Raw genomic sequence first — 25,036 nt, forward strand, 5'->3', positions numbered from 1 at the left:
GGGGCTCGTTTCCCGACTTCGTACCCGCACGACGTGACCGCGCCCCTAGCGTCGGCTCCGGAGGTTCGTTCGTATGCCTGCATCGACACGACACCACAAGGCCCTCGCGGTGTTCGTACACTGCCTCGGCATCCTCGCCGCCGTGCCGGCGCTGCCCGCGGTGGTGCCCGACCCGGCAGCCGCACAGCCGCGACCGGCGGTGGCCGCGCCCGACCCGACACCGTCGGAGTCGGCGAACTCGGCCAAGCCCGGCATGCCGGCGGCGCCACCGGCGGTGCCCACACCGACCCAGGCCCTGCCGCCACCGCCGAAGCCGCCGGTCACCGTGGCCGTCGCGCCGGCGCCCACGCCGGCCCCGGCCTACCGGATCCACGTCCGCAACAGCGGAAACTCCCCGGTGGAGACCACGATCCGGCAGGAGCTTCCGGCGGGCGCGAAAGCGTCGGTCATCACCGCCGGCGGTCACGCCGGCCCGGTCGCCGGCCAGTCCGCGAGTGAGGTGACGTGGCGGTTGAAGCTCCCGGCGCGGAGCGTCACCACCCTGAACACGTCGCTCGCCGGCGCCCCGACGGGTCAGGCGGTGACCGCGCCGGCCTGCGCCTTCACCAGTGACGGCAACCGGCCGTACGACTGCGCGACCGCCACCTGGAACGCGGCGGGCGGCCCGGTGCGTCGGGCCGACGGCACGCCGCCCTGGCAACAGGCCCCGGTGCTGGCGGGCGTGGGTGCCGGGGTGCTGCTGCTCGCCGGCCTCGGCTGGTGGGTGTGGCGGCGTCGGCGCCGCCGCCCGGTGGCCGCCGCTCTCGCCGCCGGCACCCCGCCGCCGCCGAACGACCCCCGCCAGGGGCGGGGCACCATCTACCCGCGCCCGTCGGCGCCGCAGGCGGTGACCCGGCGGCGCAAGCCACCGGTGTGGCTGCTGGTGAGTGCCTCCGTGCTGGTGCTCGCCGCGGTGGTGGGCGTGGCCGGCTTCACCGCGACCCGCCAGGTCGCCGCCGTCGACCCGGACAGCCAGCCGACCAGCGGTGGGTGGCGGGGCAAGGGCGCAGCCGGTCCGGTCGGCATGCCGCTGCGGGAGACGGCGTTCGAGTTCACCGTCTACCGGGTGGCCTGCGCGGCCGGCGCCGCCACCGGGCGGCAGTGCCAGGCGACCGTCGGTGTGCGCAACCTCACGCCGGAGCACCAGGCCTGGCACGGCCAGTTGCAGCGGGCGTACCTGCCGGGCGGCCGGTGGGTGGGCGTCGACGAGGAGGCCACCCGGCGGGCCAACCTGGGGCGGGACGTCTTCGCCCAGCCGGTGGCCGCGGGCAGCCGGGTCGTGCTGCCGCTCGTCTTCACCGTCGACGGGCAGGACCCGCCGCAACAGCTGGAGCTGCGCAGCGGGGTGTTCTCCGCCGGGGTCCGGGTGAACATGCCCTGACGTCGGGCGCGGGACGGCGGTCGTACCCTGGGGTCCGTGACCGCCGCCCTCGCCTCCCCCACCGCGCTCGACGCGGCGGACTGGCGGGCCCGCCGGCGGGCGCACGAGGAGCGGGTCGACGCCTGGCTCACCCCGCACCTGGCCCGCCGCAGGCGGGGCGAGAAGCATCCGGTGGAGGACTTCCTCTTCACCTACTACTCGCACCGCCCGGCGCAGCTGCGCCGCTGGCATCCGGGCGCCGGGGTGGCGCTGCGCGACGCCGACCCGGCCGAGTTCGGCCGCGACTACCGCGCCGGGCCCGCCGGGGTCACCGTCGACACCGAGGCGGTACGCGCGCGGCGCGCCGAGTCGATCCGCTGGATCCGGTCCCTGCTCGCCGCGACGGCGGACCGCCCGCCGCACATCGGGTGCTTCGGGATGCACGAGTGGGCGATGGTCTACCGGCAGACCCAGGCGGAGGTACGCCACAACGCCTGGCCGCTGCGGCTCAGCCCGGAGGAGACCGCGCGGACGGTGGAGGCGAACCGGATCCGGTGCAGCCACTTCGACGCGTACCGGTTCTTCACCGCGCCGGCCCGCCCGCTGAACCTGCTCACCCCGACGCGGGAGACCCAGCACGCCCACGAACAGCCGGGCTGTCTGCACGCCAACATGGACCTCTACAAGTGGGCCTACAAGCTCTCCCCGCTGGTGCCGAGCGAGCTGGTCGCGGACGCCTTCGCGCTGGCCCGGGAGATCCGCACGCTGGACATGCGGGCCAGCCCGTACGACCTCGCCGACCTGGGCTACCCGCCGGTGCGGGTGGAGACCGCCGAGGGCCGGCACGAGTACGCGCGGGCGCAGCGGTCGTTCGCCGAGCGGGCCGCCCCGCTGCGGGCCCGGCTCATCGCGGAGTGCGAGAAGCTCCTGGCCGGGTCGGACGCCTGACCGGCGCGCCACCTCGCACGGGCCGGTCTCGGCGGCGTGTTCGGCTGCGGCCGGACCGGGTGGTCAGTCGCCGTCGACGCGGCGGTCCCGTTTGCGCTGCGACTGGCGTTTCTTCTCGGCCAGCCGGCGTTCCTTGGCGCCCCGGGACGGGCGGGTCGGTCGACGTGGTGGGGGTGGCGGCGCCACGGCCTCGCGCAGCAGGGCGGCGAGCCGCTCGCGGGCGGCCTCGCGGTTGGCCAGTTGCGCCCGGTGCTCGCTCGCGGCGATGGTGAGCACACCGTCGACGAGCCGCCCGGCGAGCCGGCTCAGAGCGCGGGCCCGCAGCGTCTCTGGCACGCTGGGCGAGCCCGCGAGGTCGAAGCTCAGCTCGACCCGCGAGTCGGCGGTGTTGACTCCCTGTCCGCCGGGGCCGGACGACCGGGAGAAGCGTTCCCGTAGCTCGGTGGGCGGAACGACCCACCGTTCGGTCACCCGCAGTCCGCCATCCACCCCCTGAGGCTAGCGCCCGGCCCGCTCACTTTCCGTCGAGGCCGGACCGGTGACGCTCGGGCTGGGCGCCGGGCCCGCCGTCTCGTCGTCGGAGCCGACCGCGGCGTACGCGACGGCGCCGATCAGCAGCAGGGCGATCACGCCGATCTTCGTGGTGACCGCGCGGATCAGCAGCCAGGCCGTCTTCCGCGCGCCCGGCACACCCTTTTTCGCCGTCTGGTAGTCGGCCCAGCCGCGCCGCGCGCGGGTGTAGGCCGACCCCACACCTGATCCGATGAGCAGGCCCACCAGGAGGAGGACCGCGATGAGAGGACCTTCCACCCACGCCAGTATCCACACTCAGCGTAATATTTCCATGGCCCGATGCTCCCTGGCCGGATATCCGACAGTAATCGGGTTCCCACGCCGCGCAAACGAGCCGTACCCGCAGCTCAGCCGCCCTTGCCGATGATCGTGTCGGCGGTCTGCTGCACCTGCTCGATCGGAATGGCGAACCCGATGCCGATGGAGCCGTTGCCGTCGATGGTCGCGATCGCGGTGTTCACCCCGACCACCTCGCCGCGCGCGTTCACCAGCGGCCCACCCGAGTTGCCCGGGTTGATGGACGCGTCGGTCTGCACCGCCGTGTGCCGGTTGGCGCCGAGCCGCACCTGACGGTTCAACGCGCTGACGATCCCGGCCGTGACGGTGCCGGCGAGGCCGAGCGGCGACCCGACGGCCAGCACCGGCTCGCCCACCCGGGTCGACCCCGGCTTGGCCAGCGGCAACGGCGCCAGCCCGGCGTTCGGCGGCACCTTGAGCACGGCCAGGTCGCTGCTCGACTCGCGGCCGACCACCTCCGCGGTGTACCGGCGGCCGTCGGGCAGTTCGACCGTGACCGATCCGCCGCCGCCCTTGGCCAGGATGTGGTCGTTCGTGATGATGTGCTGCTCGTTGTCCACGGCGAAGCCGGAGCCGGTGGCGGTCGCCGCACCGGAGCCGCCACCGCCCACCATCACCGACACCACCCCCGGCACGGTCCGCTCGGCCGCGGTGACCAGCTCCGCCGGCACGGGAGCCGCCGAGGCCGCGGCCGGTCCCGGTTCCCCGTCGCGGCTCGCCACCCAGCCGCCGGCCGCGGCGCCCGAGGCCGCGGAGAGGGCCACGACGGCCAGCCCCGCCAGCAGCCGACGCCGCCAGCGTCGGGCGGCGGCCTCGCGTGCCGACCCGGTTGCGTCCCCGTACCGGCCGTCCGGGTCCAGCTCCGGAGAGACGAACCACGGACCGCGCGGCTCACCCAGTCCGGTCTGTACAGCCATGCGTACTCCTCACGTCGGGCGGGTCTGAGCGGGTGACCTGGCCGGGTACGGCACCGGTCGCCGGGTGTCAGGGCAGGCGGGAGAACCAGCGCATCGAGCCGGCCGCCGCCCCCATCGCGAGCACCAGCCCGAGACCGATGAACCGGGCGGAGACGTCCTGCCGTTCGGTGCGGTAGCCGACCGACGTGCCGATGTCGTCGTAGACCGCGCGCAGCTCCTCCGTCGTGCTCGCCTGGTGGAACATGCCGCCGGTCTCGTCGGCGACCGCCTGCAGGGTCTGCCCGTCCACCGGCACCTGGATCGGTCGCCCGCCCCGGTCGACGGAGCCGCTCGGGGTTCCGAACGAGATGGTGTGCACCGGCACCTTGGCGGCCACCGCCGCCGCGGCGGCTTCCATCGGGTCGAGCCCGGACGTGTTGGCGCCGTCGGAGAGCAGCACGACCCGGGCCGGTGGTGGTTCCTTGGCCGCCTGACTGTCCAGGCCCTTCACCGCGCCGAGCGAGGTGTTGATCGCCTCGCCGATCGCGGTGCCCTGCACGCCGGTGATCCCCTCGGCGAGCCGGTCGATGCCCTCGTGCAGGCGCTCCCGGTCGGTGCCGGGCGGCACCAGCACCGCGGCGCTGCCGGCGAACGCCACGAGCCCCACGTTGAACTCCTCCGGCAGGCCGTCGACGAAGCGGCTCGCCGCCTGTTTGGCAGCGGCCAACCGGTCCGGGTCGACGTCGGTGGCGAGCATCGAGGTCGAGACGTCGACCGCCACCATCACGGTGGCCCGCTCGCGTGGCACGCGTACCTCCGCCGTGGGTCGGGCGAAACCGACCACCAGCAGCGCCAGCATGGCGAGGAAGAGTCCGGCGGGTACGTGTCGGCGCCAGGCCGGTCGCTCCGGCGCGATCCGGTCGAGCAGCCGCAGGTTGGTGAAGCGGACGGCGTACCGGCTGCGTCGTCGCTGCATCAGCAGGTACGCCGCCGCCAGGGCGAGCACCCCGAGCAACAGCCAGAGCCGAGCCGGCGACAGCCAGGTCACGAGAGACCTCCCCGGCCCGCGCCCGGGGCGGCGGCCGCCGCCAGACGCCGGTGCGACTGCACGTGGCGGACGATGTCGGCGCACCAGTCCCGGTCGGTACGCAACGCCAGGTGACCCGCCCCGCTGCGGCGCAACACCTGGCGTACCTGGTCGCGCTGGGCCGCGGCGGCCGCCGCGTACCGGTCCCGCAGCCGACGGTCCGAGGTGGACACCTCGCGGCGGTGCCCGGTCTCCGGGTCGACCAGGGTGACCAGCCCGACGTCGGGCAGCTCCAGCTCGCGCGGGTCGGTCACCTCCACGGCGAGCACCTGGTGGCGGACGGCGAGCCGGCGCAGGAGCCGTTCCCAGGGCGGTGGTTCGTCGGGATCGTCGGGCAGGCCGTCGAGGAAGTCGGAGACGACGACGACCAGGCCGCGCCGGTTCGCCACCCGGTGCACCGCGGCGAGCGCGTCGGCCAGGTCCGGCGACGCGGGCACGCCGGGCCCGTCGCGCAGACCGCTGCGCGGTGCGTTCAGCAGGGTTCGCAGCAGGCTCAACAGGTGCGTACGCCCGCCGCGCGCCGGAAACCCGCGCAGCCCCGACGACGTGACCACCTGCGCCCCGAGCCGGTTCCCCACCCCGGCCGTGAGGAAGCCGATCGCGGCCACCGCCGCGACGGACAACTCCCGCTTGTCCAGCTCGGCCGTGCCGAACTCCATGCTCGGGCTGCCGTCCACCAGCAGCCATGTGGTCAGTTCCCGGTCCGCGTCGACCTCGCGGACGTGCGGCACCGCGGTCCGGGCGGTCACCGCCCAGTCCATCCGGCGCACCTCGTCCTCGCCGGGTCGGTACTCGCGGCTGCCGGCCGGCTCGCTGCCGGGCCCCGGCAGCAGTCCGCGGTACTGGCCGTGGAGCAGGCCGTCCAGCCGCCGCCGGACGGTCAGTTCCAGCCGGCGCAGACGCTCGTCGGGGGCGAGTTCGGCGAGGCCCGGATCCACCGGCACGGGCGGCGCCGCGGTGACCCCGCGCCTCATGCCGCCGCCAGGTCCGACGACGCCTGCTCGGGCTGCGCGGCGAGCCGGGGCGGGGGCACGGCCTCCACCAGCCGGCGCACCACCGACTCGGCGGTCACGCCGTCGGCGATCGCGTCGAACGAGAGCACGAGGCGGTGGGCGAGCACGTCGGGGGCGAGCTCCCGGATGTCCTCCGGCAGGACGTACTCGCGGCCGCGCAGCAGCGCCTGGGCGCGTGCGGCAGCGACCAGGCCCAGGGTGGCCCGTGGGCTCGCCCCGTACGCGAGCAGCGGCTCGACGTCCTGGAGACCGAACCGCCCGGGGTCGCGGGTGGCCAGGATGAGCCGGACCACGTACTCGGCCAGCGCGTGGTGGACGAAGACCCGTTCGGCGCGCTCCTGGAGCTGACGCAGCCGGTCGGGGTCGAGCACCCGGTGCGGCGTGGGCCGGTCGGTGCTCATGCGGTAGAGGATCGCCAGCTCGTCGGCGTCGCTCGGATAGTCGACGACAACCTTCATGAGGAACCGGTCCCGCTGCGCCTCGGGCAGCTGGTAGACGCCCTCCGACTCGATCGGGTTCTGCGTGGCGAGCACCAGGAACGGCGAGGGGACGGGGAAGGTGCGCCCGCCGATGGAGACCTGCCGCTCGGCCATCGCCTCCAGCAGCGCCGACTGCACCTTGGCCGGGGCCCGGTTGATCTCGTCGGCGAGCACGAGGTTGGCCATCACCGGGCCCAGCTCGATGTCGAAGGTCTCCTGCGACGCCCGGTAGATCCTGGTGCCGACGATGTCGGAGGGGACGAGGTCGGGGGTGAACTGGATCCGGGAGAAGGTGCCGCCCACGACGGTGGCGAGGGTCTGCGCGGCGAGCGTCTTGGCCACGCCGGGCACCCCCTCCAGGAGGCAGTGCCCATCGGCGAGAAGGGCGGTGAGTAGGCGCTCGACGAGCCGATCCTGCCCGACGATCACGCGTCTGACCTCGATGAGGGTCTGTTCCAGGTCGGCCGGTGCCGGTTCGGCTTCGACCGCGCTGGGCAGGCTGGCCAGGGTGTCCGAGATGTCCGTCACGGTGCTTGCTTCCCGGGCCGATGGTCGGACAAACGTCGGATTATCAGCGCCGGAGCGGCCGTTTCAACCCCGGAACGGGACAACCCGCCCGAGCGAGGGACGGACGGGTCGGGCCGGCAGGAGCCACGCGTCCGGGCAGCGGCAGCCGTCGGCGGTGGGGCTCTTCCCCCACCGGGGCGCGTCACACCCGCCGCTGGGGGCGGACACGGCGCGGCCCCCGCGCGGGATCGCGCGGGGGCCGACGTCGGTGCGGGTCAGGACAGGTGAACGACCAGGTGGAACGGCAGGTCCGCCGCCGCGCCCGCCGAGTTGCGGGTCTGCACGAAGACCCCGTTGGGGGTCTGGAGCCGCGGCGCCACGGAGACCTCACCGGACGGCGGCACGCAGCAGGAGTCGGGCCGCCCGATGGTGGCCACGTACACCCCACCCGTGACGACGTAGCCGAACTGGACCTCGTACTGACCGACGCCGTACTTGATGACGGTGCCGGTACCCCGGGCCTTGGTGCCGTTGGCGTTCACGATCGTGAGCGTGGTGGTGGCGGCGAGGGTCGTCGCCTTGGCGGTGAGCGCCCGCGAGACGCGGGCCGACTCCGCCGACACCGGCGGCTGCGAGCCGTTGGCCCGGGCCGCGGGCTGGACGGCCTCGGGCGCCTTCGCAGCCGGTTGGGCGATGGCGATCCCGCCCCCGGCCAGGGTGAGCCCGAGGACGGCGAACGTGACCGCAGCCGCCTTACGTCGGAAGGAAATGGTCATGGTGGTCCCCCTTGTGTGACCGTGCGAATTCGGCCGACCCGCGGGGCGGGACGGATGGTGCCCTTTTCCCATTGCCGGAGGGTCCCGTTGGTCAACCGCCGAGGAAATTGGATCTACCGCACCGTAAAATATCGCTCCTCACGCGACCTGCACCCATGCTGAGCAGGTATTACTACTCAGCGTTTCGGGGCTCCAGCCACGTGGAACGTAGCACCGCAAAATGTGGGGCGTCAATAGCGGAGCGCACCTTTCCGGGTGCCCTGAAAGCGTTCCCGGAATTGCGAAAAGTGAATGGTCGACCATTCATGAAATGGTGTGGCGGGACGACGGGCACCGCCCGCGTCGGGGTAGGTTGCTCGGATGATCGTCGACGGTGGGAAGCCGGCTGCCGACACCCGGCCCGGTCGGGTGGCGACCACCCTCTGCTGGCTCGCCGTGGCCCCCGCCGCGCTCTGGGCCGCGCTCCGCCTGGCCGGCCTCGACCGGGGGCCGGCCGTGCAGGCGCTCGCCTTCACCCCGTACGTCGCCGCCTGGAGTCCACTGCCCGTGGTGCTCGCGTTCGCCCTGCGACGTCGGTGGGCGGCGGCGGTCGCGGCGGTCACGGCCGTCGCGCTGCTCGCCGTGGTGGCGCCCCGGGCCGTGGCCGCCGAGCCGCCCCCGGCCACCGGGCCGACCGTACGGCTGCTCACCGCCAACCTCCTCGCCGGCGCCGCCGATCCGGCGGTGCTGGTCGACCTGGTCCGGCGGCACCACGTGGACGTGCTCGTGGTGCAGGAGTTCACCCCCGCCGCGCAGGCCGACCTCGACCGGCTCGGGCTCGACCGGCTGCTGCCCCACCGGCAGCTCAACCCGCTGGTCGGCACCCCGGGATCGGGCCTCTACGCACGCTTTCCGGTCAGCGAGCCGGGGGTCCGGAGGCACCGCGGCGGCTGGGGTTTCACGCAGGCGTACGCCACGGTCGCGGTCCCCGGCGCGCCACCGGTGCACGTCGAGTCGGCGCACCCCGCCGCCCCGTACGCATTGGACCAGCTCGGTTTCTGGCACGAGGACCTGGCCGCACAGCCCCCGGCCACCCCGGACGGGCCACTGCGGATCCTCGCCGGCGACTTCAACGCCACCCTGGACCACGCACCGCTGCGCGCGCTGCTGAGCACCGGCTACGTCGACGCCGCCGACGCCACGGGCCAGGGGCTCGTCGGCACCTGGGGCCCGTACGACGGCGACCTGATCCCGCCGGTCACCATCGACCACGTCCTTGTCGACCGCCGCGTCGCCGTCCAGCGGGTCGAGGTGCTGGACCTTCCCGGCACCGACCACCGCCCGGTCCTGGCCACCCTCCGCCTCCCCTGACACCCGGGCCGACTCGCGGCGATCATGCAGTTGTGGTGGTGGACGACCGGGGCGGATCGGGGCGCTCCTGGCACCACAACTGCATGATCAACGAAGCGAGGGGGTCAGACCTTGGCGTGGGAGAGGCCGTAGGTGAGGGCGTCGACGAGGGCGTGCCAGCTCGCCTCGACCACGTTGGGGTGCACACCCACGGTGGTCCAGTCACGGCCGCCTCCGGCGGTCTCCACCAGGACACGGGTGACCGCACCGGTGCCGTGGCTGCCCTCCAGGATCCGCACCTTGTAGTCGGCCAGCTCGAAGCCGAGCAGCTCCGGATAGTGCCGGGCCAGCCCCACCCGCAGCGCCTCGTCCAGCGCGTTGACCGGGCCGTTCCCCTCGGCGGTGGCGATCACGCGCTCGCCCCGTACGCGGATCTTGACGGTCGCCTCGGAGACCACCGCACCGTCCTCCCGGTGCTCGACCAGGACCCGGTACGACTCCAGCGCGAACGGTCGCGCCGGCGCCCCCTCCGGCAGCTCGGAGCGGACGAGCAGCTCGAACGAGGCGTCGGCGGCCTCGAACGACCAGCCGCCCGCCTCCAGCTCCTTCACCCGCCGGGTGACCCGGGACAGCGTGTCCGGATGGCCGGCCAGGTCCAGCCCGAGCTCGCGGCTCTTGAGCTCGACACTGGCCCGGCCGGCCATCTCGGTCACCAGGATCCGCATGTCGTTGCCCACCACCGACGGGTCCACGTGGTTGTAGAGCAACGGGTCGACCTTGATCGCGCTCGCGTGCAGCCCCGCCTTGTGGGCGAAGGCGGCGGCCCCGACGTACGCCTGGTGGGTGTCGGGGGCGATGTTGGCGATCTCGGCGATGGCGTGCGAGACCCGCACCATCTGCTCCAGGCAGCCGTCGGGTAGGACGGGCAGCCCGAGCTTGAGCTGGAGGTTGGCGACGACCGCGAAGATGTCCGCGTTGCCCGGCCGCTCGCCGTAGCCGTTGGCGGTGCCCTGGACGTGGCGGACCCCCGCCTCGACGGCGGCGATCGTGTTGGCGACCGCGCAGGCCGTGTCGTTCTGGCAGTGGATGCCGAGCCGCTCGGGCGCGACACCGAGCCGCTCGGTCAGGTCGTTGATGGCCGCGGTGACCTGGGACGGAAGCATGCCGCCGTTGGTGTCGCAGAGCACCATGACCTCGGCGCCGGCGGCCAGCGCGGTCTCCACCACGGCCGCGCCGTACGCCGGGTCGTGCCGGTAGCCGTCGAAGAAGTGCTCACCGTCGACGAAGACCCGGCGCCCCTCGGCGACCAGGTGCGCCACCGTGTCGCGGATCATCGCGAGGTTCTCCGCAGCGGTGGTGCGCAACGCCCGCTCGACGTGCCGCAGGTCGGCCTTCGCGACCAACGCCACCGCCGGGGTCTCCGCGTCGAGGAGCGCCCGCACCTGGGGGTCCTCGGTGACCGCGAGGCCGGCGCGGCGGGTCGCGCCGAACGCGACGAGCACCGCGTGCCGCAGGTCGAGTTCCTTGCGCGCCCGCTGGAAGAACTCCGTGTCCTTCGGCACCGCCCCCGGCCACCCGCCCTCGATGAAGCCCACCCCGAACTCGTCCAGCAGGCGCGCCACCGCCAGCTTGTCGACCACCGAGTAGGTGAGTCCTTCGCGCTGCGCGCCGTCGCGCAGCGTCGTGTCGTAGACCTGGAACCTCATGGCGTGCCTCTCTCTGCACGGACTGGGGGACGCGGGCGGGGCAGCGCCGGACGGACCACCGCGAGCAACAAAAAGACCCCCCGCGGATGCGGGAGGTCTGCGCGCTCGGCGGAGAGGAAGCCGGCGCGCTAGTTACCAATAAGCAGGGCGGTGCTGGTCACGATGATTACTCTGCCACCTCGCTCCGCTCTTTGGGAGAAACAATCCACATCCCGGGACGAGAAACCGCACTTTCCGACCGCCAGGTGTAGCGATCTCGACACCGGGTAGGACATGGGGCTGACAGGGCACCAACCCCCGATCAGTCGAGAAGAGGAGTGAAACGCCATGGAGCGGCTCGACCCTCGAACGACCCACGGGACGCCGGATCCGCTCGCGCCGGGCGGCCAGGGTGCTTTCCCGGGCGGCACGCCCGGCGGCACCTTCGACCCCTGGCGCTACCGGGACGACGCGGGCGTGGCCAGCGTCGACCTGGTGGGCTACAAGGTCGAGGCGGGTGACGGCGGCATCGGCAAGGTGGACCGGGCCAGCCACGAGGTCAACTCCAGTTACCTCGTGGTCGACACCGGTCCGTGGATCTTCGGCAAGAAGGTCATGATCCCTGCCGGCACCGTCAACCACGTCGACCACGACGAGCGGAAGGTCTACGTCGACCGGAGCAAGGACCAGATCAAGGCCGCGCCCGAGTTCGACGAGACCGCCGACACCGATCCGGCCTACCGGGACAAGCTCGGTGGCTACTACGGCGACACGTACGCGGCCATCCCGCCGGGTACCGCCAGGTGACGGTTCTCCCTGTTCGCCGGCCGGTGGGGCGTTGCCCCACCGGCCGGTACCGTGTCTGGCGTGGATGCCTCTGAAATCAACCGGCACATCCCGTTCTCCGCGACGTTCAACTTTCGCGACGTCGGTGGCTACACCGGCCACGCCGGCCGCGCCGTGCGCAGCGGCCGGCTCTACCGCTCCGACTCCCTGCACCGGCTCGACGAGACCGACCGGGCGGCGTTCACCGCCCTCGGCGTCCGCACGGTGATCGACCTGCGCCGCCCCTACGAGGTGGAGCGCGACGGCCGCGTCCCCGACTGGGACGGCCTGGCCTGGCGGCACATCCACCCTGAGCACGCCGAGTGGGACGAGACGCCGCACCAGCCCGGAACCGACCTGGCCCGCTACCTGGCCGACCGGTACGCCGACCTCGCGCAGACCGGGACCGCCGGGCTCGCCGAAGCGGTGGGGCTGATCGCCGACTCCACCAGCGCCCCGGTGGTGGTGCACTGCGTGGCGGGGAAGGACCGCACGGGCATCGTCTGCGCGCTCACGCTCGCGGTGCTCGGTGTGGCCGACGACGTGATCGCCGAGGACTACGCGCTGAGCAGCGGCGCCTCGCAGCGGTTCCACGACTGGGTCGTCGCCAGCACCCCGTCGGGTGTGGACGTGCCGCTGCCGTTCCTGGCCTCGCCGCCCGACGCGATGCGCCTCTTCCTGGCCGAGCTGAGGCTGGGGCACGGCTCGGTGGAGGGCTACCTGCGCCACGCCGGCGTCACCGACGCGCAGCTCGCCGGCCTCCGCGAGCACCTGTTGGCCTGACCGCCGGGCGCCGCCGAAAAAGCACCCGGCCCTCCCCTCCCGGGCGGGAGGAGAGGGCCGGGTGATCGGCGAACTCAGAGGACCCGCTGCACCCAGCCGTGCGGGTCGGGGGCGTTGCCCCGCTGGAGGTCGACCAGCCGCTGACGCAGCGCCATCGTGAACTGACCGGGCTCACCGCCACCGATGCGGAACTCGCCCTCCGGGTAGCGGACCTCACCGATCGGCGTGATGACCGCGGCGGTGCCGCAGGCGAAGACCTCGCGCAGCCGGCCGCTGGCCGCGTCGGCCCGCCATTCGTCGAACGTGACCGGACGCTCCTCCACCCGGTGTCCCGCCTCGACGGCCAGGGTCAGCACCGACTCGCGGGTGATGCCGGGCAGGATCGTGCCGGTCAGCGGTGGGGTCACCACGGTGCCGTCGTCGTAGACGAAGAACACGTTCATGCCGCCCAGCTCGTCGACGAAGCGGCGCTCCACCGCGTCGAGGAAGACCACCTGGTCGCAGCCGTGCTCGATCGCCTCGGCCTGCGCGGCCAGGGAGGCCGCGTAGTTGCCGCCGCACTTGGCCGCGCCGGTGCCCCCGGGCGCCGCCCGGGTGTAGTCGGGCGAGACCCAGACCTTCACCGGCGTGACCCCACCGGCGAAGTAGGCGCCGGCCGGCGAGGCGATCGCCACGTAGAGGTATTCGTTGGCCGGCCGGACCCCGAGGAAGACCTCGCTGGCGAACATGAAGGGCCGCAGGTAGAGGCTGCCGTCCGGGCCGGTGGGGATCCACTCCCGGTCGATCTCGATGAGCCGGTGCAGCGAGTCGACGAACGCGCCCTCCGGCAGCGCCGGCATCGCCATCCGCCGTGCCGAGGCGGCGAAGCGGGCCGCGTTGGCCTCCGGGCGGAACATCGTCACGCCGCCGTCGGCGGTGCGGTACGCCTTCAGCCCCTCGAAGATCTCCTGCGCGTAGTGCAGGACGGCGGCCGCCGGGTCCATCGGGATCGGGGCGCGCGCCTCGACCCGGGCGTCGTACCAGCCCTTGCCCTCCGCGTAGCGGATGGTCACCATGTGGTCGGTGAAGACCCGCCCGAATCCGGGGTTGGCCAGCAGTGCGGCCCGGTCCGCGGCGGATACCGGCGCGGGATTCGGACGGATCTCGAAGTCGAGCTTGTCACCACCGCTCATCGCGCTGACCTCCCTGCGGGACGGACGGCATGCGGGATCGCACGCCGACTTCACTGGTGCTCAAAAAACTTACCCCGAACGTTCGTTCAGCGGGTAGCGCCGCCCGGGCCGGCCGAGCACGCCGAACGGGCGGCGCCGCGGCGGGGCCGCGGTCGACCCGGGCGGCGCTCGGCGCGTACCGGAAGCCCCTCCGGTGGAGGCGGCGTGGCTCCGCCGGTCGCGGACCGTCGGGCGCGGGGACCCTCGGGCGTCAGCCGGCAGCGTAGCCGGCGAGCCGGTCGCCCACCTCGGCGGTCCGCACGGGTACGCCCGGCGCGCGGCCGGCCAGCTCGGCGGCGACCGCGTCGGTGACGCGGGCGGCGGCCTCGGCGTGCCCGAGTTGGTCGAGCAGGAGGGCGGCCGAGAGTACGGCGGCGACCGGATCGGCGACGCCCTGGCCGGCGATGTCCGGCGCCGAGCCGTGTACCGGCTCGAACATCGAGGGGTAGGCGCCCTCCGGGTTGATGCACCCGCTGGCCGCCAGACCGATGCCGCCCGTCACGGCCGCGGCGATGTCGGTGAGGATGTCACCGAAGAGGTTGTCGGTGACCACGACGTCGTAGCGCTGCGGCTGGGTGACCAGGAACATGGCGGCCGCGTCGACGTGCTGGTATTCGGTGGTCACGTCGGGGTGTTCGGCGGCGACGGCCTCGAAGGTGCGGGACCAGAGCGAGCCGGCGTGGGTCAGCACGTTGGTCTTGTGCACCAGCGTGACCTTGCGGCGCTCCCGGCGGCGCGCCCGGGCGAACGCGTCACGGATCACCCGCTCCACGCCGTGCCGGGTGTTGAGGCTCTCCTCGGTGGCGATCTCGGCCGGGGTGTCCCTGTGCAGGGAGCCACCGGCGCCGGCGTAGAGCCCCTCGGTGCCCTCCCGCACCACCACCAGGTCGACCTCGCCCGGCTTGACGCTGCCGAGCGGCCCGGCCGTCCCCGGCCAGAGCCGCGACGGGCGGAGGTTGACGTACTGGTCGAAGGCGAACCGGAGCTTGAGCAGCAGGCCGCGCTCCAGCACGCCCGGCGGCACGGTCGGGTCGCCGACGGCGCCCAGCAGGATCGCGTCGTGCCCGGCCAGCTCGGCCAGGACGGAGTCGGGCAGCACCTCTCCGGTACGGTGCCAGCGGGCCGCGCCGAGGTCGTACTCGGTGGCCTCCACGCCCGGGAGCACGGCTTCGAGGACCTTGCGGGCCTGCGCGACCACCTCGGGACCGATACCGTCCCCGGCCACCACCGCGATCCGTGCCACGCCTCTGCTCCTCTGCTCGCCGTTCGCACCACGGTACGCCGCCGTCCCGCCTCCCGGTACGGACCGTCCAGAATGTGGGAGCACCCGATGCACAGCACCCTCCCAGGTGACATTCATGGTGCGGTCATCTTCGCTGCCTAGCCTCGTGATGAGCGGGTCACGGGACCCGTGTCGGCGGCCGCGACGGGGCGACCGCCCGTCGCGAGGAGGCGATCTCCAGTGCGTATCGACGAGCAGCCGCGTACGCGATGGCCCGAGCTGTCCGGTTTCCGGCACCGCCGCCCCGACCTGCGGCTCGGTCTCCGCACCCAGCGCATCGACCGGGCCGGCGCGGCGATCGCGGACCGGATCGCCGTGCAGCACACCGTCCACGCCGGTGTCGTCGAGTACACGCTGCTGCTCAACGCGCCCGGCTGGCTGGGCCGCCGGGCCGTCGGTGAGGCGCTCCGCGACGCGGTCGCCGAGCTGCGGGCCATCGACCTGACCTACGGCCCGACCCGCCCGGAGAGCCTGGTCTCCCGGCTGCGGCGGGAGGAGATCAGCCCCGAGTCGTACCCGCCGCTGGCCGACCTGGTGGACCGCTGTGTCGCCATGCGCGCGGCCACCGACGGATGGTTCGACGCCTGGGCCGTGCCCGGCGGGTTCGACCCGGGTGGTCTGCTCGGCGGCTGGGCCGTCGAACGCGCCGCCGCCCGGCTGCGCGCCAACGGGGTCCACGACTACGCGGTGCTCGCCGGCGCCGACCTGGTGGTCCGCGGTCACGCACCGCACGGCGGCCCGTGGCGGGTGGCCGTGCACCACCCCACCGAACGCGACCGGCCGCCACTGGTGCTGGAGATGACCGAGGGCGCGGTCGGCACCTCCGGGGTGACCGGACGGCAGGGGCACGTCATCGACCCGCACACCGGGCAGCCGGCCGACCAACTGGTCGCCGCGACGGTGATCGGCCCCGACCTCGCGGTCGCCGACGCGTACGCCACCGCGCTCTACGCGGCCGGACCGACGGGCCTGGCGTGGTTCCGGGGCGGGTCGGAGTATCGGGCGCTCTTCGTCGACCGCCGCTGAGCGGGAGGGGCCGCGCGATCGGCCCCCACGTCCGCGGCAACGGCCGTGGGGGCCGGTCAGCGACGAGTGCGCGTGGCTCGCGCAATCGAGGGGTGCGGGCCGGGCGGGCCGGGCGTCGACCGCGCCACCCGAAGACGGGTCGACGGTGCTCGGCCGGTGACCGCACCGGTACGCTAGCGAATCGACGCAACTCGACGCAAGAGTCTCCACAGCGGACCGTCCCGGCTGGAGACTGCCATCTCGTCGGTTGGCCTGCGGCGGGGCAGTTTCGACATGGTGAACGTTGGATGGCACGCTGTCCGCCGTGAGTTTCGATCTGAGCGTGTGGGCTCTGGCCGACGGGGCGACACCGGACGACGTCCGCGCAGCGGTGCAGCGATGCCGTCAGGGGCAGCACCTCGACCGCCACCCGGACCCCCGGGTCGTCCGGTTCTACCGGGCGATCACGTCCGCCTACCCGGACCGGCACCCGGGCCCGAACACGCCGTGGGCGGTCGCCCCGCTGCACACGGCCAACGACCACATCGAGCTGAACCTGCATCCGACCTGCGAGGACCAGGTGCTGCTCGACATCGAGCGACTGGCCGGCGAGAACGGGCTGATGCTCTACGACGCCCAGGACGGCTCGGTCTATCCGCCGCCGGCCCGGATGCCCGGCTGATCGGCCGGCGCCCGACACACGGCCCCGGCACGACGAAGGGGCCCGGCGAGTCGCCGGGCCCCCCGTCGTGCTGCCGTCAGGTCACTCGTCGCGCAGGTCCGCGGCGCTGGCCGCGGTGGCGCCGATCGAGTCGGCGGCCGAGGTGAGCAGGTCCGCGCCGAGCGCCTGGTCGACGGTGAGCGTCATCAGCGTCTCGCCGCCGGCCTCCCGGCGGGCGACCTGCATGGCGGCGATGTTGATGCCCGCCTCGCCGAGCAGGGTGCCGACCGTGCCGACCACACCGGGCCGGTCGACGTAGCGGAGGAAGAGCAGGATGCCCTCCGCACCGATCTCCACGTCGAACCCGTCGACCTCGGTGAGCTTGATGACGTCCCGCGCGCCGCTGCTGGTCACCGTGCCGGAGACACTGACCGTGCGTCCGTCCGGAAGGGCGCCGCGGACGGTGACCAGCGTCGGCTGGTCGACCGTGTCGGCGAGCGTGGCCAGGGTGACCTCGACGCCGCGCTCGGCCGCGAGGTGCGGCGCGTTGACGTAGGTGACCTGCTCCTCGACCACCGAGCTGAACAGGCCCTTGGTGGCGGCGAGCTTGAGCACCGACACGTCGTGGCTGACGATCTCGCCCCGGACCTCGACGGTCACGCTGGCGGCGACCCCGCCGGCCACCGCGGTGAACGCCCGGCCCAGCTTCTCGGCCAGCGGCAGCAGCGGTCGGACGTCCTCGGCGACCACACCGCCGGCCTGCACGTTCACCGCGTCCGGGACGAACTCGCCCTGCAGCGCGAGCTTCACGCTCTTCGCCACGGCCAGGCCGGCCTTGTCCTGCGCCTCGTTGGTGGAGGCGCCCAGGTGCGGGGTGGCCACCACGTTGTCGAAGGCGAACAGCGGCGAGGAGGTGCACGGCTCCTTGGCGTACACGTCGACGCCGGCGCCGGCGACCCGGCCCTCGGCGATCGCGTCCGCCAGGGCCTGCTCGTCCACGAGGCCACCGCGGGCGGCGTTGACGATGCGTACGCCCGGCTTGACGACCGCCAGCTCCTTCTCGCCGATCAGGCCGACCGTCTCCGGGGTCTTCGGCAGGTGGATGGAGATGAAGTCGCTCTCCCGCAGCAGCTCCTCCAGGCCGACCAGGCGGACGCCGAGCTGAGCGGCGCGGGCGGGCTGGATGTAGGGGTCGTACGCGATGAGCCGGGTGCCGAAGGCCGCGATCCGCTGGGCGAAGAGGACGCCGATGCGGCCGAGACCCACGACGCCGACGGTCTTGCCCTGGATCTCGACGCCGGTGTACTTGGACCGCTTCCACTCCCCCGCCTTCAGCGCGGCGCTGGCGCTGGCGGTGTTGCGGGCGACGGCCAGCAGCAGCGCGACGGCCTGCTCGGCGGCGGAGACGATGTTGGAGGTGGGGGCGTTGACGACCATGACGCCCCGCGCGGTGGCGGCCGGCACCTCGACGTTGTCCAGACCCACGCCGGCGCGGGCGACCACCTTGAGCCGCGGGGCCGCGGCGATGGCCTCGGCGTCGATCTGGGTGGCACTGCGCACGATGACGGCGTCGGCCTCGGCGAGGGCGGAGAGCAGGGCTGGACGGTCGGTGCCGTCGACGTGCCGGACGTCGAAGTCGTGCGCGAGCACCTCGATGGCGGCGGGGGCGAGTTCTTCGGCGATCAGTACGACAGGATTCATCGGTCCTCGTAGCTGTAGTCGAAAGCGGTCGGCCGGGCAGTCGGACGCCGCGATGCGCCCCGCGCCGAACCGGGTCATGGCCGTCAGGTGCCGGCTACGCACCTATCGCGATCGTAGGGGGCGGGTTGCCCGACGTGTTCCGGACCGTGGGGTGAGTGCCCTCACACACCGTGTCGACTGACGGTCATCCGCCGTTCATCCGGTGACCACCGTCCCGACCGGGCGGCCCGGAACGCACGGTGGCCCGGGCCGCGCGCCGGGGAGGGCGCGGGCCCGGGCCACCGGTGGACCACCGGACGTGCCGGTGGTCGGTGCCGTGGTCGCGGACGAAGCCGTCAGGCGGTCTCGGTGATCGGGCGGTCGACCCAGCTCATCATGCCGCGCAGCTTCCGGCCGGTCTCCTCGATGGGGTGCGCCGCGCCCTCGGCCCGCCACTTGGTGAAGTTCGGCCGGCCCGCGTCGTCCTCGGCGATCCACTCGCGGGCGAACTCGCCCGACTGGACCTCGCTGAGGATCTTGCGCATCTCCTCCTTGACCCGGCCGTCGATGACGCGCGGGCCGCGGGAGAGGTCGCCGTACTCGGCGGTGTCGGAGACGCTGTAGCGCATCCGCTCGATGCCGCCCTCGTACATGAGGTCGACGATGAGCTTCAGCTCGTGCAGGCACTCGAAGTAGGCGATCTCCGGCGCGTAGCCCGCCTCGGTGAGCACCTCGAAGCCGGTCTGCACCAGCGCCGCCGCGCCGCCGCAGAGCACCGCCTGCTCGCCGAAGAGGTCGGTCTCGGTCTCCTCGGTGAAGGTGGTCCGGATCGCGCCGGCGCGGGTGCCGCCGATGCCCTTGGCGTACGACAGCGCCAGCGCGAAGGCGTTGCCGGACGCGTCCTGCTCGACCGCGACGAGCACCGGCACGCCCTTGCCGTCGACGTACTGGCGACGGACCAGGTGGCCCGGGCCCTTCGGGGCGACCATCGCGACGTCCACCTCGGCGGGCGGCGTGATGAAGCCGTAGCGGATGTTGAAACCGTGGCCGAAGAAGAGCGCCTTGCCCGGGGCCAGGTTCGGCGCGATCGCCTCGGCGTAGAGGGTGCGCTGGACGGTGTCCGGGGCCAGCACCATGATCACGTCGGCCTCGGCCGCCGCCTCGGCCGGCGTCAGCACCCGCAGGCCCTGCTCCTCGGCCTTCGGCCGGCTCTTCGAGCCGACCGGGAGGCCGATCACCACGTCGACGCCGGAGTCGCGCAGCGACAGCGCGTGCGCGTGGCCCTGGCTGCCGTAGCCGATGACCGCGACCTTCTTGGCCTGGATCAGGCCCAGGTCGGCGTCGTCGTCGTAGTACACCTCAACGCTCATGAAACTTCCCTTTCGTACGACGGCCGGGACGGCCCGTCGTGGTCTGTGCGGTTGGGTCGCCGGGGCCCGTCCGGGCCGCCGACGGTCGGTCAGGCGGCCCGCAGGGCGGGGCCGGCGGTGATCGAACGCGAGCCGCGCCCGATCGCCACCAGCCCGGACTGGACCATCTCCTTGATGCCGAAGGGTTCGAGGTCGCGCAGCAGCGCGTCCAGCTTGTCCGGCGTGCCGGTGGCCTCGATGGTCAGCGTGTCCGGCGCCACGTCGACCACCCGGGCGCGGAACAGGTTCACCGTCTCCAGCACCTGGGCGCGGGCGGACCGGTCGGCGCGGACCTTCACGAGGAGCAGCTCGCGGGCGACCGAGACCTGTGGGTCCAGCTCCACGATCTTGAGCACGTTGACCAGCTTGTTGAGCTGCTTGGTGACCTGCTCCAGCGGGGACGACTCGGCGTTGACCACGATGGTGATCCGGGAGACGTCCGGGTTCTCCGTCTCGCCGACGGCCAGGCTGTCGATGTTGAACCCGCGCCGGGAGAACAGCCCGGACACCCGGGCCAGGACGCCCGGCTTGTTCTCCACCAGCACGCTCAGCGTGTGCATCGTCATTACAGCTCATCCTCGTCGAAGGCCGGGCGGACGCCACGGGCGAACATGATCTCGTCGTTGCTGGTGCCGGCGGCGACCATCGGCCACACCATGGCGTCCTTGCCGACCACGAAGTCGATGACCACCGGCGCGTCGTTGATCTCCATGGCGGCCGCGATCGTCTTGTCAACGTCGGCGGCGTTCTCGCAGCGCAGGCCGACGCAGCCGAGCGCCTCGGCGAGCTTCACGAAGTCCGGGATGCGGTGCTTGTGGGTGCCCAGCTCGGTGTTCGAGTAGCGCTCGTTGTAGAAGAGCGTCTGCCACTGCCGGACCATCCCGAGGTTGCCGTTGTTGATCACGGCGATCTTGACCGGGATGCCCTCCAGCGCGCAGGTGGCCAGCTCCTGGTTGGTCATCTGGAAGCAGCCGTCACCGTCGACCGCCCAGACCACCGTGTCCGGCTTGCCGACCTTGGCGCCCATCGCCGCCGGCACCGCGTAGCCCATCGTGCCGAGGCCACCGGAGTTGAGCCAGGTGTACGGCTTCTCGTACGAGATGAACTGGGAGGCCCACATCTGGTGCTGGCCCACACCGGCCACGTAGATCGCGTCCGGGCCGACGATCTCACCGAGCCGCTGGATCACGTACTGCGGGGAGAGCGTGCCGTCGGCCGGCTCCTCGTAGCCCAGCGGGTAGCGCTTGCGCAGGTCGTCGAGCTGCGTCCACCAGTCACCGAGGTCGGCGGCGGGCCCGGCGGCCCGCTCCGCGGTGACCGCCGCGATCAGCTCGTCGATGACGTGCCGGGCGTCGCCGACGATCGGCACGTCCGCGTGGCGGTTCTTGCCGATCTCGGCCGGGTCGATGTCGGCGTGCACCACCGTCGCGTCGGGGGCGAACGAGTCCAGCCGGCCGGTGACCCGGTCGTCGAAGCGCGCGCCCAGCGCGACGATGAGGTCCGCCTTCTGCAGCCCGTAGACCGCGGCGACCGTCCCGTGCATGCCGGGCATGCCCAGGTGCTGCTCGTGCGAGTCGGGGAACGCCCCCAGCGCCATCAACGTGGTGACCACCGGGATGCCGGTCAGCTCGGCGAGCTGCCGCAGCCCCTCCGTGGCGCCGGCCTTCAGCACACCGCCACCGACGTAGAGCACCGGGCGGCGGGCCGTGGTCATCAGCCGGGCCGCCTCGCGGATCTGCTTGCCGTGCGGGTGCAGGGTCGGCCGGTAGCCGGGCAGGTCGAGCGTCGGCGGCCAACTGAACGTGGTCGGCGCCTGGAGGACGTCCTTGGGGATGTCGACCAGCACCGGGCCGGGCCGACCGGTGCTCGCCAGATGGAACGCCTCGGCCAGCACCTGCGGGATCTCCTCGGCGCTCTGCACCAGGAAGTTGTGCTTGGTGATCGGCAGGGTGATGCCCTGGATGTCCGCCTCCTGGAAGGCGTCCGTGCCGATCGAGGGCCGCGCCACCTGGCCGGTGATCGCCACCATGGGCACCGAGTCCATGTACGCGTCGGCGATCGGCGTGACCAGGTTGGTCGCGCCCGGCCCGGAGGTGGCGATGCACACGCCGACCCGACCGGTCGCCTGCGCGTAGCCGGTCGCCGCGTGCCCGGCGCCCTGCTCGTGCCGGACCAGGATGTGCCGCACGCTGGAGTCGTAGAGCGGGTCGTAGGCGGGCAGGATCGCCCCACCGGGAATGCCGAAGACCACGTCGACGCCGAGCGCCTCGAGGGACCGCACGAGCGAGCCGGCACCGGAGACCTCGACGGGGGCGGGGGTCCGTACGGCCGGGGCGGACGGGGTGGCGGCGGCCCGGGCGGGCTGGTCGGCGTCGAGCGCCGGCGCGGCGGCGGCGCGGGCCCGCCGGGCGGAGTGGGCGAGGGTCTCTGGCGTGGGTCTCGTCATTGCGGTTCAGGCCTTCGGCTGGAGTGTGTGCGACTGCTGGTTGCGGGTGGGACGCGAGCGAGCCCGTCCCGATCTGGTCCGACGGCAATAAAAACGGCCCTCGTGCAGATGCACGGGGCCAGCGCACTCTCGATCAGGGAGAGTGCGCTCAGGTAAGTACTCGCAGCGACCGGTTCGACGACATGGGCTCAAGCCTGACGCATCTCACGCGATGAGTCAACTGATCCCACATGTTGGTTCACGGAACTCGGCGAGTCGTCCCGCGACGCGCCCTCCGCAGCCGAGTTGACCTGCGCGGACTCGTCGTGCGAGCGGCGCTGGACGGGCACCGGGAGCGGCCCGACACTCGGCGGGAGATCCCGGAGCGGCGGGTCCGACGGCCGGCTGCCGGACACCGCCGGCCGGGGGTCGGACAGGGAGGCGCCGGAGTCGGACCCGGCGGGCCGGTTGCCGGGCGCCGCCGGCCGGGCGCCGGGCGACGTGGCCGCCTCCAGCATCGCCTCCAGGTGCTCGGCCGGCACGCCCCAGCCGAAGAGCGCGCCCTGACCGAACCGGCAGCCGGCGGCCACCACCGCGGCCAGTTCGGTGGGGGTGGTGACGCCCTCGGCGATGACCTCCAGACCGAGCTGGTGACCGAGGCGCATCACGATGTCGACCATCGGCGCGAACGCCGGACCGTCGCGGTCCACCGGCCGGACCGGCTCGTGCTCCGCGACCAGGCTGTGGTCGATCTTCAGGATGTCGATCGGCAGCCGACGCAGCTGCCCCAGCGACGAGTAGCCGGCACCGAAGTCGTCCAGCGCGATCCGTACGCCGGTCAACCGCAGGGCGGCCAGCCGGCGGATCAGCTCGTCGAGGTCGGTGGCGACGGCGTGCTCGGTGACCTCCAGCACCAGCCGCTGCGGCGGCACGTGGTGCGCGCGCAGCGCGTCGGCGACCAGCACGACGTACTCCGGGGCGTGCAGCTCGCGCGGCGAGACGTTCACCGAGACCCACACGTCGTGCCCGTCGGCGAGCCAGCGGGAGAGCTGGTAGCAGGCCTGGTGAAGCACCCACGCCCCGAGCTTCGCGATCATCCCGCACTCCTCGGCGAGCGGGATGAACTCGTCGGGGCGGACGTTGCCCAGCTCGGGGTGGCGCCAGCGGAGCAGCGCCTCGGCGCCCACCGGGCGGACCGACGGCAGCGAGGCGACCGGCTGGAAGGCCAGCCGCAGCTCGTCTCGTTCGATCGCGCCGCGCAGCTCGTGCTCCAACGTCGTGCGCCGACGCAGCAGCCGGTCGTACGCGACGTCGTACCGCTCGATCCGGTTCTTGCCCCGCTGCTTGGCGTAGCGCAGCGCCAGGTCGGCGTGGCGCAGCAGCAGCTCGACGTCGGGCTCGCCGGCCCACCCGGCCACGCCGACGCTCACCGAGAGGAAGACCGGGCCCTCCGGTCGGTCGTAGGCGCCGCCGAGCACCCCCAGCAGCCGATCGGCCACCCGGTCGGCGTCGGCCGGACGCCCGTGCAGCAGCACCGCGAACTCGTCACCGCCGAGCCGGGCCGCCACGTCGCCGGGGCGCAGGTTGCGGCGCAGCCGCTCGCCCACCTCGGCCAGCACCGCGTCGCCCACGTCGTGCCCGCGCATGTCGTTGACGTTCTTGAAGCCGTCGAGGTCGAGCCCGAGCAGCACGCAGGGGCTGCCCGCCTCGGCGCAGCGGTGCAGCGCCCGCAGCAGCCCGCGCCGGTTGGCCAGCCCGGTCAGCGGGTCGGTGTGCGCCAGCTCGCGGAAGTGGGCCTCGCGCTCGGCCAGCCGCCCCGCGTACGCCCGTACGTCGGTGAGCGTCAGGTACTGGCGGGCCCCCAGGCCGAAGCCCTCGACCGTGCCGGCCAGGATGGCGAGCACGCCGAAGCGACCGTCCTGGAGCAGGTGGTACATCGCCGAGACGGCCATGGCGAGCGTCGGCACGATCGCGTAGGCGCCGTCCCGGTTGATCACATCCGGCTCGATCGGACGCGGCCGCGCGACGCCGCGCGCCGAGAGCGCGGCGGCCAGCACCCCGGCGGCGAGCACCCCGGCGCCGGTCAGCACCATCGCCGGACCGCCCTGGCACAGCCCGGCGGCGACGCCCAGCCCGCCGACGGTCACCGCGACGATGCCGGCGCCGAGGACGGCGAGCCGTCGGCGTGGGCCGGCGGCCCGGAAGACCGCGATGGGCGCCAGCCCTCCGGCGAGCGCGGCGCTGATCGTGGCGAGCAGGATCGGCGTGCAGGCCATCGGGGTGGCGTCCCCGAGGAGCCGGGTGGGCTCGGTGAGGAGCACCCAGCCGACGAACCAGAGCGCGGCGGCCACGATCAGCCCGTCGAGCGCGAGCCGGACGGCCGCCGCGGACGTGGCGGCCACGCCGGGCAGCCGGAGCAGGCCGGCCAGGAAGATCACCCCGCTGACCGCCGTGCCGATGGAGACCAGCACCGCCCAGCCGGTGCGCTGCGCCTGGTCGTGTGACCAGTGCGGGGCGGCCTCGAGGGTCACGCCGAGCCCGGTCAGCAGCCCGACCAGGGCCACCCCGGCGGCCACCGCGAGCAGCAGCGTCGCCGGCCGGGCCGGGCCGGTGCGCCGCCGGGCGGCGAGCACCAGCAGCACGGTGGCCGAGGCGGCGACGAACCAGCTCAGCGCCGCGACGGCGGCCATGCCCGGGGGGAGGTGCACCCATCAACTGTGCCGGATGAGGGCCCGTCGCGGGGGTCCGGGTGTGCATCTGTTGGGA

General features: G+C 73.5%; 21 protein-coding genes and 1 pseudogene. 7 read left to right on the top strand and 15 right to left on the bottom strand.

Annotated elements, in window-relative coordinates; translation table 11 throughout:
- Positions 1 to 73: 73 nt before the first annotated feature.
- Positions 74 to 1,420: an LPXTG cell wall anchor domain-containing protein gene (locus ACIBTV_RS20825; RefSeq protein WP_396707144.1), complete on the top strand. Its 1,347-nt coding sequence runs from the start codon at positions 74 to 76 to the stop codon at positions 1,418 to 1,420.
- A 36-nt stretch (positions 1,421 to 1,456) separates the two neighbouring features.
- Complete coding sequence (locus ACIBTV_RS20830; RefSeq protein WP_396707146.1) at positions 1,457 to 2,347, top strand: 3-methyladenine DNA glycosylase; 891 nt, start codon at positions 1,457 to 1,459, stop codon at positions 2,345 to 2,347.
- Between the two features lie 63 nt (positions 2,348 to 2,410).
- On the opposite strand, the gene arfB is transcribed toward ACIBTV_RS20830, so the two are convergent.
- The 7 genes from arfB to ACIBTV_RS20865 all read right to left on the bottom strand — a co-directional run bounded on the left by arfB (position 2,411) and on the right by ACIBTV_RS20865 (position 7,975).
- Positions 2,411 to 2,836, bottom strand: a complete 426-nt coding sequence (arfB, locus tag ACIBTV_RS20835; protein WP_396707148.1) for an alternative ribosome rescue aminoacyl-tRNA hydrolase ArfB — start codon at positions 2,834 to 2,836, stop codon at positions 2,411 to 2,413.
- 9 nt (positions 2,837 to 2,845) lie between these two features.
- Positions 2,846 to 3,157: a hypothetical protein gene (locus ACIBTV_RS20840; RefSeq protein ID WP_396707150.1), complete on the bottom strand. Its 312-nt coding sequence runs from the start codon at positions 3,155 to 3,157 to the stop codon at positions 2,846 to 2,848.
- 110 nt (positions 3,158 to 3,267) lie between these two features.
- Positions 3,268 to 4,134 (bottom strand): S1C family serine protease, encoded by an 867-nt coding sequence (locus tag ACIBTV_RS20845; RefSeq protein WP_396707152.1) that lies wholly within the window; start codon positions 4,132 to 4,134, stop codon positions 3,268 to 3,270.
- 67 nt (positions 4,135 to 4,201) lie between these two features.
- On the bottom strand, positions 4,202 to 5,161 hold the full coding sequence (locus ACIBTV_RS20850) for a VWA domain-containing protein (protein WP_396707154.1): 960 nt from the start codon (positions 5,159 to 5,161) through the stop codon (positions 4,202 to 4,204).
- Positions 5,158 to 6,144, bottom strand: a complete 987-nt coding sequence (locus tag ACIBTV_RS20855) for a DUF58 domain-containing protein (RefSeq protein WP_396707244.1) — start codon at positions 6,142 to 6,144, stop codon at positions 5,158 to 5,160. Before ACIBTV_RS20855 ends, ACIBTV_RS20850 begins: the two co-directional genes overlap by 4 nt.
- A 26-nt stretch (positions 6,145 to 6,170) precedes the next feature.
- Positions 6,171 to 7,220, bottom strand: coding sequence for an AAA family ATPase (locus tag ACIBTV_RS20860; protein ID WP_396707156.1), 1,050 nt, complete (start codon positions 7,218 to 7,220; stop codon positions 6,171 to 6,173).
- Positions 7,221 to 7,474: 254 nt separating this feature from the next.
- The gene (locus ACIBTV_RS20865; RefSeq protein ID WP_396707158.1) at positions 7,475 to 7,975 is read right to left on the bottom strand and encodes a hypothetical protein; all 501 of its coding nucleotides are present in this window, start codon (positions 7,973 to 7,975) and stop codon (positions 7,475 to 7,477) included.
- A gap of 360 nt (positions 7,976 to 8,335) precedes the next feature.
- Here ACIBTV_RS20865 and ACIBTV_RS20870 point away from each other — a divergent pair, with 360 nt between their 5' ends.
- The gene (locus ACIBTV_RS20870; protein ID WP_396707159.1) at positions 8,336 to 9,325 is read left to right on the top strand and encodes an endonuclease/exonuclease/phosphatase family protein; all 990 of its coding nucleotides are present in this window, start codon (positions 8,336 to 8,338) and stop codon (positions 9,323 to 9,325) included.
- 104 nt (positions 9,326 to 9,429) lie between these two features.
- Here the strand turns inward: ACIBTV_RS20870 and cimA are convergent, their stop codons facing one another.
- Positions 9,430 to 11,010 (bottom strand): citramalate synthase, encoded by a 1,581-nt coding sequence (gene cimA, locus ACIBTV_RS20875; protein WP_396707161.1) that lies wholly within the window; start codon positions 11,008 to 11,010, stop codon positions 9,430 to 9,432.
- A gap of 327 nt (positions 11,011 to 11,337) precedes the next feature.
- On the opposite strand from cimA, the gene ACIBTV_RS20880 reads away from it, so the two are divergent.
- Both ACIBTV_RS20880 and ACIBTV_RS20885 read left to right on the top strand, forming a co-directional pair.
- Positions 11,338 to 11,796 carry a PRC-barrel domain-containing protein gene (locus ACIBTV_RS20880; protein ID WP_396707163.1) on the top strand — a complete coding sequence of 153 codons (459 nt, stop codon included), beginning with the start codon at positions 11,338 to 11,340 and terminating at the stop codon, positions 11,794 to 11,796.
- Positions 11,797 to 11,847: 51 nt separating this feature from the next.
- Positions 11,848 to 12,597, top strand: a complete 750-nt coding sequence (locus tag ACIBTV_RS20885; protein WP_396707165.1) for a tyrosine-protein phosphatase — start codon at positions 11,848 to 11,850, stop codon at positions 12,595 to 12,597.
- 74 nt (positions 12,598 to 12,671) lie between these two features.
- Here the strand turns inward: ACIBTV_RS20885 and ACIBTV_RS20890 are convergent, their stop codons facing one another.
- Together ACIBTV_RS20890 and ACIBTV_RS20895 are read right to left on the bottom strand one after the other, a co-directional pair.
- Entirely contained in the window at positions 12,672 to 13,769 is a 1,098-nt protein-coding gene (locus ACIBTV_RS20890; RefSeq protein WP_396707167.1) for a branched-chain amino acid aminotransferase, read from the bottom strand.
- Positions 13,770 to 14,019: 250 nt separating this feature from the next.
- The gene (locus ACIBTV_RS20895; protein WP_396707169.1) at positions 14,020 to 15,051 is read right to left on the bottom strand and encodes a 3-isopropylmalate dehydrogenase; all 1,032 of its coding nucleotides are present in this window, start codon (positions 15,049 to 15,051) and stop codon (positions 14,020 to 14,022) included.
- Between the two features lie 219 nt (positions 15,052 to 15,270).
- On the opposite strand from ACIBTV_RS20895, the gene ACIBTV_RS20900 reads away from it, so the two are divergent.
- Both ACIBTV_RS20900 and ACIBTV_RS20905 read left to right on the top strand, forming a co-directional pair.
- Positions 15,271 to 16,116, top strand: a complete 846-nt coding sequence (locus tag ACIBTV_RS20900) for an FAD:protein FMN transferase (protein ID WP_396707171.1) — start codon at positions 15,271 to 15,273, stop codon at positions 16,114 to 16,116.
- A gap of 304 nt (positions 16,117 to 16,420) precedes the next feature.
- Positions 16,421 to 16,777 carry a hypothetical protein gene (locus ACIBTV_RS20905; RefSeq protein ID WP_091591199.1) on the top strand — a complete coding sequence of 119 codons (357 nt, stop codon included), beginning with the start codon at positions 16,421 to 16,423 and terminating at the stop codon, positions 16,775 to 16,777.
- An 81-nt stretch (positions 16,778 to 16,858) separates the two neighbouring features.
- Here ACIBTV_RS20905 and serA read toward each other — a convergent pair whose 3' ends face one another.
- From serA to ACIBTV_RS20930, 5 genes and pseudogenes are all read right to left on the bottom strand, one after another.
- Complete coding sequence (gene serA, locus ACIBTV_RS20910) at positions 16,859 to 18,457, bottom strand: phosphoglycerate dehydrogenase (protein WP_396707173.1); 1,599 nt, start codon at positions 18,455 to 18,457, stop codon at positions 16,859 to 16,861.
- A gap of 335 nt (positions 18,458 to 18,792) precedes the next feature.
- Positions 18,793 to 19,806: a ketol-acid reductoisomerase gene (gene ilvC / locus ACIBTV_RS20915; RefSeq protein ID WP_396707175.1), complete on the bottom strand. Its 1,014-nt coding sequence runs from the start codon at positions 19,804 to 19,806 to the stop codon at positions 18,793 to 18,795.
- Between the two features lie 89 nt (positions 19,807 to 19,895).
- Positions 19,896 to 20,411 (bottom strand): acetolactate synthase small subunit, encoded by a 516-nt coding sequence (ilvN, locus tag ACIBTV_RS20920; RefSeq protein ID WP_091591207.1) that lies wholly within the window; start codon positions 20,409 to 20,411, stop codon positions 19,896 to 19,898.
- Positions 20,411 to 22,291, bottom strand: a complete 1,881-nt coding sequence (locus ACIBTV_RS20925; protein WP_396707178.1) for an acetolactate synthase large subunit — start codon at positions 22,289 to 22,291, stop codon at positions 20,411 to 20,413. Before ACIBTV_RS20925 ends, ilvN begins: the two co-directional genes overlap by 1 nt.
- A 379-nt stretch (positions 22,292 to 22,670) precedes the next feature.
- A pseudogene (locus tag ACIBTV_RS20930) lies at positions 22,671 to 24,960 on the bottom strand (putative bifunctional diguanylate cyclase/phosphodiesterase); the annotation flags it as partial.
- Positions 24,961 to 25,036: the final 76 nt, after the last annotated feature.

Origin of the sequence: Micromonospora sp. NPDC049366, assembly GCF_044466625.1 — a bacterium.
Lineage (GTDB): Bacteria > Actinomycetota > Actinomycetes > Mycobacteriales > Micromonosporaceae > Micromonospora.

Coding starts and splice junctions, on each gene's coding strand:
- serA (WP_396707173.1), bottom strand. CDS start 18,457: ATGAATCCTGTCGTACTGATCGCCGAAGAACTCGCCCCCGCCGCCATC.
- ACIBTV_RS20880 (WP_396707163.1), top strand. CDS start 11,338: ATGGAGCGGCTCGACCCTCGAACGACCCACGGGACGCCGGATCCGCTC.
- ACIBTV_RS20925 (WP_396707178.1), bottom strand. CDS start 22,291: ATGACGAGACCCACGCCAGAGACCCTCGCCCACTCCGCCCGGCGGGCC.
- ACIBTV_RS20845 (WP_396707152.1), bottom strand. CDS start 4,134: ATGGCTGTACAGACCGGACTGGGTGAGCCGCGCGGTCCGTGGTTCGTC.
- ACIBTV_RS20865 (WP_396707158.1), bottom strand. CDS start 7,975: ATGACCATTTCCTTCCGACGTAAGGCGGCTGCGGTCACGTTCGCCGTC.
- cimA (WP_396707161.1), bottom strand. CDS start 11,010: ATGAGGTTCCAGGTCTACGACACGACGCTGCGCGACGGCGCGCAGCGC.
- ilvN (WP_091591207.1), bottom strand. CDS start 20,411: ATGACGATGCACACGCTGAGCGTGCTGGTGGAGAACAAGCCGGGCGTC.
- ACIBTV_RS20890 (WP_396707167.1), bottom strand. CDS start 13,769: ATGAGCGGTGGTGACAAGCTCGACTTCGAGATCCGTCCGAATCCCGCG.
- ACIBTV_RS20870 (WP_396707159.1), top strand. CDS start 8,336: ATGATCGTCGACGGTGGGAAGCCGGCTGCCGACACCCGGCCCGGTCGG.
- ilvC (WP_396707175.1), bottom strand. CDS start 19,806: ATGAGCGTTGAGGTGTACTACGACGACGACGCCGACCTGGGCCTGATC.
- ACIBTV_RS20825 (WP_396707144.1), top strand. CDS start 74: ATGCCTGCATCGACACGACACCACAAGGCCCTCGCGGTGTTCGTACAC.